The organism is Acinetobacter sp. 16 (assembly GCF_033439925.1).
Taxonomy (GTDB): Bacteria; Pseudomonadota; Gammaproteobacteria; order Pseudomonadales; family Moraxellaceae; genus Acinetobacter; species Acinetobacter junii.
This window is the reverse complement of sequence record NZ_CP137746.1, coordinates 1,971,710-1,986,743: the sequence shown is the minus strand read 5'-3', so window position 1 is coordinate 1,986,743 and position 15,034 is coordinate 1,971,710. Positions and strand designations below refer to the sequence as shown.

Below are 15,034 nucleotides of genomic sequence, written 5' to 3'. Positions count from 1 at the left end.
CCATGCCTATTTTTTAATTTGAGTTGGATTTCCAGCGATGTGGTAGTAATTCTTCTATTTGGGTCGCTTTATGCGTCGGCAGCCTTTTCAGCACATCACTGAGATAGGCATACGGATCCAACCCATTCAGCTTTGCTGACTGGATTAAAGTCATGATATTTGCCGCTCGCTGTCCACTGCGCAGCGAACCTGCAAACAACCAGTTCTTACGGCCCAATGCCCAGGGACGCATTGAGTTCTCTGCCCAGTTATTGTCAATGGGTAGATTGCCATCATCCAGATAGCGGCTTAAGGCTGGCCAACGCTTCAGACTGTAATTGATGGCCTTGGCGGTTGGAGAACTCGATGGCACCGTCAGATAATGTTGGTTGAGCCATTCACACAGTTGTTGCATCACCGGTTGGCTGTGCTGTTGTCGGTATTCGCGGCGGTGTTCTGCTGTACCATCGGTCTTTTTCCTGAGTTCTGCTTCTATCGCATACAGTTTCTGAATCATCAGTAATGCCTGTTCAGCGATCTGACTTTTCCCGGTCACATGTAGCTCATGGAATTTACGACGTGCATGCGCCATGCAGCCCACCTCTATGACATCGCCTGATTTAAAGCGTGCTTTATAACCACTGTAATCATCACAGACCAGATGGCCCTGCCAGCCATTCAGGAACTCTTCTGCATGCTGACCTGAACGGCTATCCTGAAAGTCATAGATCACCGCTTGAACTGGATTGTACTGTGTAGTGGCATAGGCCCAGACATAACCTTTCTTCGGTTTTTTCTCATCATCACCCATCCGCATGATGGTGACCGGCGTTTCATCGGCATGGATCACCCGCTGTTGCAGCACCACCTGTTTTAAGGCATTGGCCAGAGGTTCCAGTTCCACACCGCAGCGACCTATCCAGTCAGATAACGTTGATCTAGAAAGCTCGATTCCCGCCCGCTGATAGATCAGACGTTGACGGTACAGCGGTAAATGATCGGCATACTTCGATACCAGCACATGGCTGAGCAGTTCAGGTGAAGCAATGCCTTTATCAATCACATAGGCAGGCATCGCTTGCTGAGTCAGGGTGTCACACTGATCACAGACCCATTTGCCACGCACATGCTGTTCCTTATAGAACTGTGCCGGTCTGAAATGTAGTTTTTCACTGATATCTTCGCCGATACGACGCAAGGTGCAGCCACAAGCACATTGGGTTGATGTTGGTTCATGCTCGATACGGATGGTGTGTAGATGATCGGGCAGCAGTCGACGTTTAGGTTTGTTGACTGTGGCTTTGTGTGTCGCTGCATCAGTTTTATCTGCATTCAGCCGTTCCAGTTCCAGATCAACAGCGGCAATATCTTCTTCGACCGCTTCATCCCACAGATGGATTTGTTTTGCGGTGAGATGTTCGTTTTTACTGCCAAATTTGTGCTGTTTAAATAGTGCGAGCTCATGCTCGTATTTTTGCGTGAGAATGGAAAGATGTTGAACTTTGGCATCCAATTGCTGGTTTGATTTTTCTAATTCTTGATTTGATTGTGCCAAAGACTGATGCTGCATTGCCAACTGCCGGGTAAATTCCAGCAGTTGTTCATGGGTCAGTTGGCTTAAATCAGGCAGCGTATTCATGACCGCAGTATGCCTGAGGTCATGACGCAGAGGAAATAGAACGTTTGGAGAATAGCAGAATGGACCAAGCTAGTTTAGAGCATCGTCACCACCTGCTGTCGTCCAATGCGCTGCCAAGGCAAACCCTGGATCAGTGCCTGTAACTGTTCTGGGCTGAGGGCTACGCTTTCACCCTGGTGAACTTTAGCCCAGTGAAATTTTCCCTGTTCCAACCGCCGGGCACACAGCCAGATGCCCAGTCCATCATGTACCAGCACTTTCATGCGATGGCCACGTTTATTACAGAACAGGTAAGCACAATGCGGTTTGATGTAGCCAAAGGCTCTCACCACCTGAGCCATGGCCGTATCCATACCTGCACGCATGTCCATGGGCTGAGTAGACAACCAGATTTCATCGATACGGATCATGTTGTAAGTGCCTTGAGTAATTCTGCTAAAGCAGATATTTCTGATACTTGCCATTTCAAGCCAATTTCTGCTTTTGAGTGGGGTAAAGTAATTTGAACCGTTAACATGCCAGTAGGGATAGGATCTAATGGTGCGGAGCAAGATAAGGTAATAAATGCAGGTTTATTCGGTAGTAGTGAGCGATCATTCCCTGGCTTAGCATCAATTAAGCGAATCCATTTGGATACAAGATTTGTATTCAATCCATGTTGCAAAGCGACCGAAGCAATTGAAACCTCCGATGCTTTACACGCCTGAACGATCTGCTGTTTAAATTCAGCACTATATGTTCTTCGTTTTATCGTAAGAGATGCGATGGATGTCTGGTTATTTGTAGTCATAAATTTAAGTTCCCACTTGTTTTTAAGTCAGGACTAAATTAAGGCTTATAGGACGAATTCATAAGGTGTGTTCAGCGGACGCTTACGAATTTCTTTATATTTATAAAGGCGATATTCAAATAAAAGCTTCTTATCTTGATGATGCGACTGAAGCTCAAGTGATTTCATGGATGCCAAAGTGTGAGATCAAATTGCTAAAGCCAGATGTTTTACATGATCTTGCTTTGCGATCAACTGAGCAAGTTATACATCTTGTTAATCTGGAATCAAGATAAATCATAATTGCATTAAAAAAGGGAGCAAAAAAAGCTCCCTTTTATCATTCTTTTCTTATTTAAAGAAATACCCCGTCTCAGGCGAGCTCGCATTTGCCATACGTTTACGTGGCATACGACCCGCTAAGAATGCCTCACGACCTGCTTCAACTGCTTTTTTCATAGCAGAAGCCATCAAAATTGGATTTTGAGCAGCAGCAATTGCCGTGTTCATCAGTACGCCGTCACAACCGAGTTCCATCGCAATCGCAGCATCACTGGCAGTACCCACACCAGCATCCACCAGCACAGGAACTTTAGCGTTTTCTTTGATGATAGAAATGGTGTGTGGATTCAGAATACCGAGACCAGAACCAATTAAGCTGCCTAAAGGCATGATCGCAACACAACCCATGCTCTCAAGTTCTTGCGCAACAATCGGATCATCCGAGGTGTAGACCATGATCTCAAAACCATCATCAATCAGGGTTTGCGCTGCTTTCAGTGTTGCAGTGACATTTGGGTATAAGGTTTTTTCATCGCCGAGTACTTCTAGCTTTACCAGATTGTGGCCATCAAGCAGTTCACGAGCCAGCATACAGGTACGAATTGCGCTATCTGCATCAAAACAGCCAGCAGTATTCGGCAAAATTGTATATTTCTCAGGTGGAATGACTGAGAGTAAATTTGGTTGATCGGCATGTTGACCAATGTTTACGCGACGAATTGCAACGGTCACAATTTCAGCGCCACTTGCTTGAATTGCTAAATCGGTTTCATTGAGATCTTTATATTTACCAGTTCCGACAAGTAAACGAGATTGGAAAGTACGTGAACCAATAATTAAAGGGGAATCTTGCATAGGCTTACTCCATTTTTAGCCGATTAGCCGCCACCAACAGCTTGAATAATTTCAATACGATCTTCTGGAGCAATTGTTGTTTGCTCAAGTCTACTTTTCGGAATAATCTGTTGGTTCTTCTCTACAGCAAAGCGTTTGCCTTCAAGTGCCAAGCTTTGAACCAATTGCTGTAGATTTTCACATGACGTGTCTGTTGACTCGCCGTTTAAATAGATATGCATGATAAATCCTTATTTCGCATGTTTGATCGCATACCATGCGAGTAACAGCCAACCTGCAATCATAAATGCACCACCAATCGGAGTGATTGCACCTAATATTCGAGGTAAACCAAGCGACATAATGTATAACGAACCGCAGAAAAATATTATGCCAATTTGAATCAAAATAAAAGGAATTTTTATTGGGAATGTTGGTGTGGTTTTTTTGAGTACAGCTAAAATGAGTAAACCTAGAGCATGGTAGAAAAAATATTGCGTTGCAGTGCTCCACCAAGCGAGTTGCTCTACTGTAGCAATAGATTTAAGCCCATGAGCACCAAAAGCACCTAACATAACTGCAAGTGCAAGATTAAGCGCAGAAATTGCTATCCACATAATGAAAATGGAACTGGAAAATTGATGAACAAAGTTAACATATTCGAAGCTTTTAACAAAGCTGGATAAAACAAAAGGGCATTGTCGCCCTTGTGTTTGTGCTGAATTTAACTTGCTGACATCGCAATTTTAATTTTTTCCATTGCATTCTTTTCAAGCTGGCGAATACGTTCAGCAGAAACATTATATTCAGCAGCCAATTCATGCAAAGTTGATTTGTCATCATCTAACCAACGACGCTGTAAAATATTACGAGAACGATCATCGAGTTGATCCATGGCCTCATGCAATGCAGAAGTACTTTGTTCTTCGTAATCTTCTTCTTCAATTAGGCGTGCAGGGTCGTAACGATTATCTTCTAGATAAAGTGCAGGTGCGGTGTGCGGTGTATCATCGTCATCATCACCTTGCGCTTCAAAAGCAGCATCGTAAGCGGTTAAACGACCTTCCATTTCAAGCACTTGCTCAGGAGTCACATTCAAATCATTTGCAATTGATTGAGCTTCTTCCAAAGTCAAACGTTTACTTGATTTTTTTAGACTACGCAAATTGAAAAATAATTTACGTTGAGCTTTCGTAGTAGCAATTTTAACAATTCGCCAGTTACGAATAACATATTCATGAATTTCGGCTTTAATCCAATGCACAGCAAAAGAAACTAAGCGCACACCCATATTAGGATCGAAGCGCTTAACAGCTTTCATCAATCCGAGGTTACCTTCTTGGATGAGATCACCTTGTGGTAATCCGTAACCTGCATAGCTGCGTGCAATATGTACGACAAATCGTAAGTGTGACATTACCAAAAGTTTGGCAGCATCCAGATCTTGATCATAATAATAACGTTCAGCAAGTTCTTTCTCTTGCTCTGCCGTTAAAATAGGAATTTGATTGACAGTACTGATATATGCACCAAGGTTAACGCCTGGCGCAGACAATGACAGGGGCATCAATTGATTGCTGCTGTCAGTAGTCATGGAGTCTCCTTATAGGATGGTATTAAAGTCAATAATTTCATCTTAATGCGAATGTTCTTCATCACTAAGGAAATTTGAGTATAGAAATGTAAATATTTCAATTTTATCTTTACCGAGAGTTTAGCAAAGAATCAAATAGATTCAATTAAATAGTGAAATTCTCGGTCTGAAATTTTCTGTGTTTGACATTGAAGTTGTTGAATTTGGCAATATCGTGTTACATCAATTTCACTATGCGGGTCTGATGATTTTAAAAGATATTGCTTTGATCCTGACGATTTCTTAATAGCGCGTTTCAACATCAAAAGTGGCATAGGGCAAGGTTGTCCTAGCGCATCAATTATTTCGGGCGAGCCTTCAATTTTAGACATAGTAATAAACAAAGCTTAATTGAAAATTATCTTAACAAACTTTCACTATTTTACACGGAAAATTTTTAGCAAAAAAAGCGCTAAATGGTTGAATAAAACAGATAGAGTGCTAGGAAATTACTAAAAATAAATCTATTAATTGGAATAAACCCGTGTTAAGCTCGATGCGTTTTAGAAAGTGTTTAATATAAATTTCTTGTATTAAACCCTATAACAAATGGATGTAACCGGAAATTGTTGATAGTTTTACAGAATGATTACAAGCTTTAAAATTATAAATATTTTAAAACCTTGTTGGCTCTGCTGTTTGCAACACCGGAAGGTCCTTATCTTTCAATATCTGAGGATTGACTTATGACAGCTCGTGAACAAGGCGTAGTAAAGTGGTTTAACGACACTAAAGGCTTTGGTTTTATTCAGCGTAATGGTGGTGATGACGTATTTGTTCATTTCCGCGCAATTGTAGGCGAAGGTCACCGTTCATTACGTGACGGCCAACGCGTAGAATTCAGCGTAGTTCAAGGACAAAAAGGTTTCCAAGCTGAAAACGTTCAGCCTTTAGACTAATTTGTTGCTTTAACGCAATAAAAGGCGCTCCAATGTTATTTGGGGCGTTTTTGTTTATAATAGCCACTTTCTTTAGTCATTGATGGTTCGAGAGCATATATGACGTCTGGTTTTGAAACCTTAAATTTACATCCGCAGTTGAAAAAAGCCATTGATGCTTTGGGGTTCACACAAATGACTCCTATTCAACAAAAGGTTTTAAAATATACATTAGCAGGGCATGATGCCATTGGTCGAGCACAGACAGGGACAGGTAAAACAGCTGCCTTTCTAATCAGTGTGATTAATGATTTATTAACCAATCCAGTACAAGAGCAACGTTTTCGTGGTGAACCACGAGCATTAATCTTAGCTCCTACTCGTGAGCTTGCATTACAGATTGAAAGTGATGCCCAGCATTTGACAAAGTTCACTGATCTACATCTTGTCACTCTATTAGGTGGTGTAGACTTTGAAAAACAAAAGAAAATGTTGGATCGCAACTTTGTTGATATTATTGTTGCTACGCCAGGGCGTTTAATTGATTTTGTTGAACAAAAAGAAGTTTGGTTAGATAAAATTGAATTTTTAGTGATTGATGAAGCTGATCGCCTGCTTGATATGGGATTTATCCCATCCGTAAAACGAATTGTTCGTTTTTCTCCATTCAAAGAGCAACGCCAAACTTTGATGTTTTCAGCAACATTTAGCTACGATGTATTGAATTTGGCAAGACAATGGTTATTTGAACCTGTTACGGTAGAAATTGAACCTGAACAGAAAACCAATAATGATGTCGAGCAACGAGTTTACGTTGTAGAAAACAAAGATAAATATAAATTGCTTCAAGAAATTCTTCGTGAAGAACCTATTGATAAGGTCATGATCTTTGCAAACCGTAGAGATCAAGTTCGTCGTTTATATGATCACTTAAAGCGTGATGGTTATAAAGTAGGAATGTTGTCTGGTGAAATTGCGCAAGACAAAAGGTTGAAGATGCTCGATCAGTTTAAACAAGGCAAAAACAATATTATGATTGCGACTGACGTTGCTGGTCGTGGTATTCATGTTGATGGTGTATCGCACGTCATTAACTTTACCTTGCCTGAGCAATCAGATGATTATGTTCATCGTATTGGTCGTACTGGACGTGCAGGTGCTCAAGGTGTAAGTATTAGCTTCTTATCAGAAGATGATGCGTTCTATTTGCCTGAGATTGAAAAGGCGATTGGGAAGAAATTACCCCTTACGCGAATCGAAGGATATTGTTGATTTGATTGAAGCAATTTCAAATTAGAATTTGTTTATTAAATCATTTAAAAAGCTAAATCATGCGACGATTTAGCTTTTTTTATTTTTTAGTATGTTTTGCTACCCAAATGATACAAAAGATTAAGAATTTTTTTGAAATCCTGTGATTAGTTGCTGAATTGAAACAAATCAACATGTAGAATATGGCGCATTACCTGGGAGGATATTATGGCTCTAATCTCAATGCGCCAGCTCTTGGATCACGCTGCAGAACATAACTACGGCGTACCAGCGTTTAACGTAAACAACTTAGAACAAATGCGTGCAATTATGCTCGCAGCTGATGCAACGAATTCACCTGTAATCGTACAAGCTTCTGCTGGTGCGCGTAAATATGCAGGTGCACCTTTCTTACGTCATCTTATTTTAGCTGCGATTGAAGAATGGCCACATATTCCAGTGGTAATGCATCAAGATCACGGTACAAGCCCTGATGTCTGCCAGCGCTCTATCCAGTTGGGTTTTAGCTCAGTGATGATGGATGGTTCTTTGGGAGCTGATGGTAAGACACCAACTTCATATGATTACAATGTTGATGTTACTCGTCGTGTTGTAGCTATGGCTCACGCATGTGGCGTTTCTGTTGAAGGTGAGATTGGTTGCTTAGGTAGCCTTGAAACTGGTATGGCTGGTGAAGAAGATGGTGTTGGCGCTGAGGGCGTACTAGACCATTCTCAATTGCTAACTTCTGTAGAAGAAGCAACACAATTCGTTGCTGATACTGATGTTGACGCTTTAGCGATTGCTGTTGGTACTTCTCATGGTGCATACAAGTTTACTCGTCCACCTACAGGCGATATCTTGGCAATTGATCGAATTAAAGAAATTCATGCTGCACTACCAAACACGCATCTTGTAATGCATGGTTCAAGCTCTGTACCACAAGAGTGGTTGGCGATTATTAACCAATATGGTGGTGATATTAAAGAAACTTATGGTGTACCGGTAGATCAGCTTGTAGAAGCGATTAAACATGGTGTTCGTAAAATTAATATTGATACTGATTTACGTTTGGCATCTACTGGCGCGATGCGTCGTATGATGGCTGAGAAGCCAAGTGAATTTGATCCACGTAAATTCTTTGGTGAAACAATTGAAGCAATGAAAGACATTTGTATTGTACGTTATGAAGCATTTGGTACAGCTGGTAATGCAGATAAGATTCGCCCAATTTCTTTAGAGAAGATGGTTGATCGTTACAAGTGATTAACTTGTAATTTAAAAAATAGCGGCATTTGCCGCTATTTTTATATTTGTATGAAAAAAATGCCAGCATATAGCTGGCATTTTTTGAGGCAGAATTTATTTTTGCTGCGCTTTTGAGTCTAAATTGACATCTTTAATTTCAACGTAGGCATTGGCGCGAAGCTCACGCATCCAAGTATCTACTTCTGTATCAAATTGACGTTCACCGAGAATCTGACGTGCCATACGTTCTTGTACTTCTTTGGTCATGTCTTGTTGGCGAGTATCCATCACTTGCAGGATATGCCATCCGAATTGTGTTTGGAATGGTTTGCTAATTTGACCTACAGGAGTATCTTTCATTGTTTGTTCAAATTCAGCAACCATAACGCCTGGGCTAACCCAACCCAAGCTACCTCCATCACGAGCTGAGCCTGTATCATTTGAATATGTTGCAGCAAGTGTTGCAAAATCTTCGCCAGCTTTAGCACGATTGTATAGACTATCAATCATTTGTTTAGCACGGTCTAAAGATACAACTTCAGAAGGTTGGATTAAAATATGACGTGTTTGGTACTGATCCACTAAAGCCTTTTGATCATTCTGCTTACGTTCAAGTAATTTGAGAACGTGGATACCATCACGAACATTAATTAGTTCGGTTGTTTGACCTACTTTCAATGGGGTGATTCGCGCTGCGAGTTCAGTTGGAATTTCAGAAAGTGATCTGAATCCCATGTCTGCACCATCAACTTTCACAGAAGAAGTTGATAATTTAGAGCTGATTGCTTTTGGATCATCACTATTCGTAAGCGCATTTTTTACTTCTAAGGCAACTTTTTGTGCTTCTGCTGCATTATCTCCTGAGATACGCATATGAATCACATGAGCTTGAGTGCCTAATGCGGCTTGACCTTCAGGTGAATTTAGGAAATTTTCAACATCTAAGTCGCTGATTTTAATTCGCGACATTACTTGTTGTTGACGTAAGCGTCCGATTGCTAAATCTTCAGCAATACGGTTTCTTAAGTTTTCATATGTACCTGGCGCAATTGCGTCTAGTTTTTGTTGGAACGCTTCTAAGGTAGTAGCGCCAGATTGATTTGCTACTTTCATAACAGCAGCATTTAAACTTTTTTCGTCTGCTTTAATACCGTAACGTTTAACTTGTTCTAATTGAGCTTGTCGGATGATCAACTGATCTAAAACTTGCATCTGTAAGTATTGTTGTGGTGGCACAATTTTATTTTGTGCTTTAAGTTGATGCTCAGTTTCAGCAATTCCTTGTTCTAAATCACTTTTAAGAATGACACTACTATCCACAATTGCTACAACCTCATCCGTAGGTTGAGCAAAGCTATGCATTGATGAAGAAATTAGGGCGGCTAGAACAGTAGCTCTAAAGATATGTTGAATAGAATTTATCTTCATTAACGTTGTGTCCAAGATTGATTAATTTTGTTGAAACCTAAAACTCTGCTTTCTAAAAGTGAGGCAAGCTTATTATTTAAGGCGCCTAAACCTTTAAGTGTAAACTCAGCCATTACAGCACGCTTTCTACGTACATCAGGAGAATTAGGATCATCTAAATCGTTGTAGTACGAGCGTCCATATACAGAGACAGCCCAACAACAAGACTCATAATTGACGCCAAGTAAATACTCGCGCATCAAATTATTGTCTAAGTCATATTGAGCATGTCCCATAATACGCCAATTATCTTTTACAGGTTGTATAAAGGATGCAACAGCTTGATCATAAGAATCTTGACGGTCTGGAATGTCTTTACGATAAAAATAGCCTACATTGTAGAGATTACCTTTATCGCCGACGTAATATGCTTGAAAATCACGTTGTGCATTTTCACCATTAGACATCCATGCAGAATTGGCAGCTAAGGTGAAGTTCTGATTCAATTGACTCGCTAGGCTAATAATCGGACCTGTTCTTTTTTGCGTGTCGAACTCATCAGGCTCTTCGTTCAGGGTTACACGTCTGTCATTAAAATAATAACTTTGACCTAGACTCGCTCTAATACGCTCTAAGCCTTCTGTATCTAGTAAGCTGTATGTAACACCCAAAGATAAGAAATTATTATCCTCTAAGCGGTCGTGCCCATAAAAGCGGTAAGGGTTAAATAATTGATCATAACTAATAGATGCAGTTGTAGAGTCAAAGTTTGGATGATCATCTTGCTTTTTATAAGGTGAGTAAGCATAGAACGCTCTTGGTGAGATGCTTTGAAGATATTTGCCATCTTTCTCAAAAGTGACACCAGTTGCGAACGTAAATTGCGGCACAACGACAGACTTCTCTAAATCATCGGAAGCCGATAAGCCTAAACCCTCTTTAGTATCTTGATCGTAGAATGTATTAATTGTACGTACGGATAATTCTGGAATAGCGTAGAACCATGATGGTGTTATGTAGTTATAACGAACAGCAAATTGGTTATAGATACGAGTACCACTTGATTCTAAAGCTGAGCCATCATTTATAGACTTTTTAAAATAAGCTGTATCATTATTAAACTCGTATTGTAAACCTTGAGGATTACCTGTTACATAATTGAGAAGGAACTGAGGTAAGCGAGCATAGGGTTTGTCTTTATCCTCAATCGTTTCATCTAGGGTTTGGAAATCTTCGACTTTTAACTGAGCTTTTAAGCCAGGAATGCCATTTTTGTAATTCAATTCCCATGCACGGCGTAGGTTTAAATCAGTTTTTGAATTTGGGCTTGAGTTAAAATCAGAGAAATAATCTTTATCTGATGCATGGTTAAATTCTAGGTTCGTAGACCATTGATCTGTGATGTTCCAATTGTGTTCAAAATGTAAGTCATCACGATCTTTGTTGTCGTATTCGTTGTCATTTGGTAGATAGCCACCCCAAATACGTCCTGAACCAAAATTCTCAGTCATATATCTAAATTCTGCATCCAACTTTGCTCCACGTTTGCTCATAAAGCTTGGTGCGAGTGTTAGATCATAGTTAGGTGCAAGATTAAGATAAACAGGAACGGTAAGTTGAGCACCACCATCATTGCTATAGCCAAAATTTGGACTTAAAAGACCAGTGGTGCGTCTATCATCAATTGGGAAATTAAAATAAGGAACAGCTAAGACAGGAACATCTTTTACATATAGTTTAGTTCCTCTAGTCACACCACGACCAGTTTCTTGATTCAGTTCAATTTGTTTAGCCTGAATTTTCCATGCAGGTTTTTGTTCAGGTGGGCAGGCTGTATAACTAGCATCCTTAAGAATAACTAAATTTTCATTTTGGCGTTTGATTTGGCTTGCATGGCCATGAGCATGTTGTTGTTCAGAAATATAAAAACTGTTATTTAAGTCGCCAGTTTGGGTTTTTAAGTTGTAATTGATTTGATCGCTTTGGGTGAGTAAACCTGATTGAGCGAGTTGAACTCGACCTTTCGCATTTGCATATGTTTGAGATGAATCTAAAGTAACCTCATCTGCACGAATATTGCGACCTTCTTGGTCAATAATTACGTCACCTCGTAAAACCGAATCACCATTTGGATTGTAGTGACCATAGTCTGCCGTAATAACAGAGGTGGTGCTATTCGCATCTTTGGGTCTGCTTTCAGGGTTGATAGGCGTAATCCATGTACCTTGGCAAAAAGATGAGCTTAGATAGCGATTGTCACGCAATTGAGCTTCTGGTGCCGATTTGTCTACATAGTATTGCTGAAAAAAACTTTCGCCAGGGTAGGTTTCTTGATCTTTCTGAATTTTGGCTTTGAGTTGAGCATTGTCTAGTGTAGAGACATGAGACGTGTTGGTTGCTGCGAAACCTGATTGAATCGAGCCGCCACACAAGAGTGTCAAAATAGCAGTTGCTAAAGGATTAAATTTAAACTGATGTTTCATTGTCTCATTAACCAGTATGCTAATTCACAATTAATTATTGTCGCATCATAGAGAAAAAGTTGATAAGTGGCTACACTTAAGCTTTCAAAATCTCAGCTAGTTTTAGATTTTATTGCAAATGAATACACAACGTGAACAATTGATACAAACTTGGCTTGAAGCCGTTCTCAAATCTGATCAGTTTGAAATCAACTTTCTTGCTGGAGATGCGAGTTTCCGCCGCTATGCACGAGTTGGGTTACAAAACAAAACATATATGCTCATGGATGCGCCTCCTGAAAAAGAAGATTGCGTTCCGTTTGTGACGATTGATGAGTTCTTTGATGCGAATGGGGTGAGAGTTCCTCATATCGTTGCTAAAGATTTGGAGCAAGGATTATTATTGTTGGAAGATTTTGGTGATGTAGTGTTGTCAACATTGTTAAATGATAAAACAGTTGATCAATATTATGCCCAGAGCTTTAAACAACTTATTGAATTGCAGCAAATTGACGGGAAATCTCATTTGCCGGCATATTCATATGAGAAATTAATGACAGAGATGCGTCTGTTAACAGAATGGATGCTACCTTCATTAAATATTCAACCAACAGAACAGCAATTAGAAACAATTGAGCAAGCTTTCGATTTTCTTGCGATTGAAGCCACTAATCAACCTCAAGTAATCGTTCATCGTGATTTTCACAGTCGTAATCTGATGAAAATTGAAAATGAGCAAGAACTCGGTGTTATTGATTTCCAAGATGCGGTAATTGGTGCTGATACTTATGATTTAATCTCGATTACACGAGATGCCTATGTACAGTGGAATGCCGAGCGCGTTTATGAATGGTTTGAAGTCTTTTATAACTTGTTGCCAGCAAAAGCGAAAGAAAATCGGAGTTTTGAGCAGTTTAAGCGTGATGCTGATCTTATGGCGATTCAGCGCCATCTTAAAATTTTAGGTATTTTTGTTCGTTTATTCGAGCGTGATGGAAAATCAGGTTATCTAAAAGATCTGCCAAGAGTGATGTGGTATCTGCTTGAAGAAAGTCAAGGTTATGATGAATTGAATGACTTTATGCAATTTATGCGTGAAATCGTTATGCCAAAGTTCATTGCAAAATATGGTGATTATGAGGTTGCTGCATAATGAGAGCTATGATTCTTGCCGCAGGTCTTGGAAATCGTATGCGACCGCTAACGTTGCATACACCAAAACCTTTGCTTGAAGTTGGTGGAAAGCCTTTAATTGTTTGGCATATCGAAAAATTGCAAAAGATAGGTGTCTCTGAAATTGTGATCAATACTGCTTGGTTGGGAGACAAACTTGCGGCTGCTCTTGGAGATGGTTCTCAATTTGGTGTAACTATTTTGTGGTCGCATGAGGGTGAGGGGCTTGAGACGGCAGGTGGTATTATCAATGCATTGCCTTTATTGGGCGATAAGCCTTTCATTCTAGTCAATGGTGATGTCTGGACAACTATGGATTTCTCTTCATTGCTGAATGTTCATTTAGGTGACAAGCAAGCGCATTTAGTATTGGTTGACAATCCTCCTCAGCATTTGAAAGGTGATTTCATTTTATCCAATGATTTGGCTTATACATTTGAGCAGGAGCCATTGGGTGAAGCATTAACCTATAGTGGTATTGCGGTATTATCACCGAATATGTTTAAAGGTCTGGAGAATGGTAAGAGACCATTAGCACCTTTACTTAAACAGGCAATGTCACAAGAATTAGTTTCAGCTGAGAAAATGCAGGGTATTTGGGTTGATGTTGGTACGCCTGAGCGGTTAGAAGAGCTTGATAATAAAATTAAACAAGGTGAATTTGCCTAAGAAGATATTTGTCGTGCTTTGATGTTGTTGAACCAAGGCAGAAAATTTGATGGATTGTGCAGTTTATCATGAACATAGATGATTAACTGCATAATCGTTCAACAAGTCCTACTGTGTCTTGTATCAGAAATCGGTATACTGCACAGCAAATTTATCGAGATGTTACACTGTCATGCATCATTTTTTTCAAGAATTAAAGCAAGGTAGTCAAGCTTTAGGATTAAACCTCAGCGAAGAGGCTTTAACACTCTTATTAAAATATCAAGATGCGCTAGTATTGTGGAATAAGGCATATAACCTAACAGCAATACGCGACCCTAAAGAAATGCTGGTTAAACATTTATTAGATAGTTTAAGTATCTTGAATGATCTACCAAAAGGGCGTTTATTAGATGTAGGTACAGGTGGTGGAATGCCTGGAATGATTATTGCTTTATGTCAACCAGAACGTGATTGTGTTTTGCTTGATTCAAATGGTAAGAAAATTCGTTTTCTGAAACAGTTTATTGCTGATTTAAAACTGAAAAATGTAATTGCAGTGCAAACACGTGTTGAAAATGAAGACAGTATCAATGAACTTGGTCAGTTCGATGTAATTACAAGTCGAGCATTCGCTTCACTAACTGACTTTGTAGATGCTGCACAGCCATATATGCATGAAAAAAGTATTATTGCAGCAATGAAAGGTTTGATTCCAACTGATGAACTTGATCAATTAAAAGGTCAATATCAGTCTCAGATTGTCGAATTGAAAGTACCAAGATTAGATGAACAACGTCATTTGCTTTTGCTTCAACGAATTTAATAAAA

16 protein-coding genes are annotated in these 15,034 nt (G+C 39.8%); 6 read left to right on the top strand and 10 right to left on the bottom strand.

Going from position 1 to position 15,034, the window contains the following annotated elements; translation table 11 throughout:
- Window positions 1-13: 13 nt before the first annotated feature.
- The 8 genes from tnpC to R2H34_RS09720 all read right to left on the bottom strand — a co-directional run bounded on the left by tnpC (window position 14) and on the right by R2H34_RS09720 (window position 5,468).
- Window positions 14-1,618, bottom strand: a complete 1,605-nt coding sequence (gene tnpC, locus R2H34_RS09760) for an IS66 family transposase (protein WP_004684361.1) — start codon at window positions 1,616-1,618, stop codon at window positions 14-16.
- 74 nt (window positions 1,619-1,692) lie between these two features.
- A complete protein-coding gene (gene tnpB / locus R2H34_RS09755; RefSeq protein ID WP_004642106.1) occupies window positions 1,693-2,028 on the bottom strand; it encodes an IS66 family insertion sequence element accessory protein TnpB in 336 nt (111 codons plus the stop codon).
- Complete coding sequence (gene tnpA, locus R2H34_RS09750; protein ID WP_004684363.1) at window positions 2,025-2,408, bottom strand: IS66-like element accessory protein TnpA; 384 nt, start codon at window positions 2,406-2,408, stop codon at window positions 2,025-2,027. The genes tnpB and tnpA overlap by 4 nt, the downstream gene beginning before the upstream one ends.
- A 330-nt stretch (window positions 2,409-2,738) precedes the next feature.
- The gene (locus tag R2H34_RS09740) at window positions 2,739-3,524 is read right to left on the bottom strand and encodes a thiazole synthase (protein ID WP_004639328.1); all 786 of its coding nucleotides are present in this window, start codon (window positions 3,522-3,524) and stop codon (window positions 2,739-2,741) included.
- A 23-nt stretch (window positions 3,525-3,547) separates the two neighbouring features.
- Complete coding sequence (thiS, locus tag R2H34_RS09735; RefSeq protein ID WP_004962247.1) at window positions 3,548-3,745, bottom strand: sulfur carrier protein ThiS; 198 nt, start codon at window positions 3,743-3,745, stop codon at window positions 3,548-3,550.
- A 9-nt stretch (window positions 3,746-3,754) separates the two neighbouring features.
- Window positions 3,755-4,120, bottom strand: coding sequence for a DUF423 domain-containing protein (locus R2H34_RS09730; protein WP_004954058.1), 366 nt, complete (start codon window positions 4,118-4,120; stop codon window positions 3,755-3,757).
- A 107-nt stretch (window positions 4,121-4,227) separates the two neighbouring features.
- On the bottom strand, window positions 4,228-5,097 hold the full coding sequence (rpoH, locus tag R2H34_RS09725) for an RNA polymerase sigma factor RpoH (RefSeq protein ID WP_004911572.1): 870 nt from the start codon (window positions 5,095-5,097) through the stop codon (window positions 4,228-4,230).
- 131 nt (window positions 5,098-5,228) lie between these two features.
- Window positions 5,229-5,468, bottom strand: coding sequence for a sulfurtransferase TusA family protein (locus R2H34_RS09720; protein WP_004962240.1), 240 nt, complete (start codon window positions 5,466-5,468; stop codon window positions 5,229-5,231).
- 354 nt (window positions 5,469-5,822) lie between these two features.
- Between R2H34_RS09720 and R2H34_RS09715 the strand changes: the two genes are divergently transcribed.
- From R2H34_RS09715 to fba, 3 genes are all read left to right on the top strand, one after another.
- On the top strand, window positions 5,823-6,035 hold the full coding sequence (locus R2H34_RS09715) for a cold-shock protein (RefSeq protein WP_004911569.1): 213 nt from the start codon (window positions 5,823-5,825) through the stop codon (window positions 6,033-6,035).
- Window positions 6,036-6,134: 99 nt separating this feature from the next.
- Complete coding sequence (rhlB, locus tag R2H34_RS09710) at window positions 6,135-7,286, top strand: ATP-dependent RNA helicase RhlB (protein ID WP_004911568.1); 1,152 nt, start codon at window positions 6,135-6,137, stop codon at window positions 7,284-7,286.
- A 207-nt stretch (window positions 7,287-7,493) separates the two neighbouring features.
- Window positions 7,494-8,531, top strand: a complete 1,038-nt coding sequence (gene fba / locus R2H34_RS09705; RefSeq protein WP_318342252.1) for a class II fructose-bisphosphate aldolase — start codon at window positions 7,494-7,496, stop codon at window positions 8,529-8,531.
- A gap of 96 nt (window positions 8,532-8,627) precedes the next feature.
- Here the strand turns inward: fba and R2H34_RS09700 are convergent, their stop codons facing one another.
- A complete protein-coding gene (locus R2H34_RS09700; RefSeq protein WP_087539673.1) occupies window positions 8,628-9,941 on the bottom strand; it encodes a peptidylprolyl isomerase in 1,314 nt (437 codons plus the stop codon).
- Entirely contained in the window at window positions 9,941-12,403 is a 2,463-nt protein-coding gene (locus R2H34_RS09695; protein WP_087539675.1) for an LPS-assembly protein LptD, read from the bottom strand. Before R2H34_RS09695 ends, R2H34_RS09700 begins: the two co-directional genes overlap by 1 nt.
- Before the next feature lie 118 nt (window positions 12,404-12,521).
- On the opposite strand from R2H34_RS09695, the gene R2H34_RS09690 reads away from it, so the two are divergent.
- The 3 genes from R2H34_RS09690 (at window position 12,522) to rsmG (ending at window position 15,029) form a co-directional block, all read left to right on the top strand.
- Window positions 12,522-13,535 (top strand): aminoglycoside phosphotransferase family protein, encoded by a 1,014-nt coding sequence (locus R2H34_RS09690; RefSeq protein WP_004911562.1) that lies wholly within the window; start codon window positions 12,522-12,524, stop codon window positions 13,533-13,535.
- Window positions 13,535-14,224 carry an N-acetylmuramate alpha-1-phosphate uridylyltransferase MurU gene (gene murU, locus R2H34_RS09685; protein WP_042891008.1) on the top strand — a complete coding sequence of 230 codons (690 nt, stop codon included), beginning with the start codon at window positions 13,535-13,537 and terminating at the stop codon, window positions 14,222-14,224. Before R2H34_RS09690 ends, murU begins: the two co-directional genes overlap by 1 nt.
- A 172-nt stretch (window positions 14,225-14,396) precedes the next feature.
- Complete coding sequence (rsmG, locus tag R2H34_RS09680; protein WP_004911557.1) at window positions 14,397-15,029, top strand: 16S rRNA (guanine(527)-N(7))-methyltransferase RsmG; 633 nt, start codon at window positions 14,397-14,399, stop codon at window positions 15,027-15,029.
- The last annotated feature ends 5 nt before the right edge of the window (window positions 15,030-15,034 follow it).

Excerpts from the sequence above, each read along its gene's own strand:
- thiS (WP_004962247.1), bottom strand. The coding sequence starts at position 3,745 with ATGCATATCTATTTAAACGGCGAGTCAACAGACACGTCATGTGAAAAT.
- fba (WP_318342252.1), top strand. The coding sequence starts at position 7,494 with ATGGCTCTAATCTCAATGCGCCAGCTCTTGGATCACGCTGCAGAACAT.
- rhlB (WP_004911568.1), top strand. The coding sequence starts at position 6,135 with ATGACGTCTGGTTTTGAAACCTTAAATTTACATCCGCAGTTGAAAAAA.
- tnpB (WP_004642106.1), bottom strand. The coding sequence starts at position 2,028 with ATGATCCGTATCGATGAAATCTGGTTGTCTACTCAGCCCATGGACATG.
- murU (WP_042891008.1), top strand. The coding sequence starts at position 13,535 with ATGAGAGCTATGATTCTTGCCGCAGGTCTTGGAAATCGTATGCGACCG.
- tnpC (WP_004684361.1), bottom strand. The coding sequence starts at position 1,618 with ATGAATACGCTGCCTGATTTAAGCCAACTGACCCATGAACAACTGCTG.
- rpoH (WP_004911572.1), bottom strand. The coding sequence starts at position 5,097 with ATGACTACTGACAGCAGCAATCAATTGATGCCCCTGTCATTGTCTGCG.
- R2H34_RS09740 (WP_004639328.1), bottom strand. The coding sequence starts at position 3,524 with ATGCAAGATTCCCCTTTAATTATTGGTTCACGTACTTTCCAATCTCGT.
- tnpA (WP_004684363.1), bottom strand. The coding sequence starts at position 2,408 with ATGACTACAAATAACCAGACATCCATCGCATCTCTTACGATAAAACGA.
- R2H34_RS09715 (WP_004911569.1), top strand. The coding sequence starts at position 5,823 with ATGACAGCTCGTGAACAAGGCGTAGTAAAGTGGTTTAACGACACTAAA.
- R2H34_RS09730 (WP_004954058.1), bottom strand. The coding sequence starts at position 4,120 with ATGTGGATAGCAATTTCTGCGCTTAATCTTGCACTTGCAGTTATGTTA.
- R2H34_RS09690 (WP_004911562.1), top strand. The coding sequence starts at position 12,522 with ATGAATACACAACGTGAACAATTGATACAAACTTGGCTTGAAGCCGTT.
- R2H34_RS09720 (WP_004962240.1), bottom strand. The coding sequence starts at position 5,468 with ATGTCTAAAATTGAAGGCTCGCCCGAAATAATTGATGCGCTAGGACAA.
- R2H34_RS09700 (WP_087539673.1), bottom strand. The coding sequence starts at position 9,941 with ATGAAGATAAATTCTATTCAACATATCTTTAGAGCTACTGTTCTAGCC.
- rsmG (WP_004911557.1), top strand. The coding sequence starts at position 14,397 with ATGCATCATTTTTTTCAAGAATTAAAGCAAGGTAGTCAAGCTTTAGGA.
- R2H34_RS09695 (WP_087539675.1), bottom strand. The coding sequence starts at position 12,403 with ATGAAACATCAGTTTAAATTTAATCCTTTAGCAACTGCTATTTTGACA.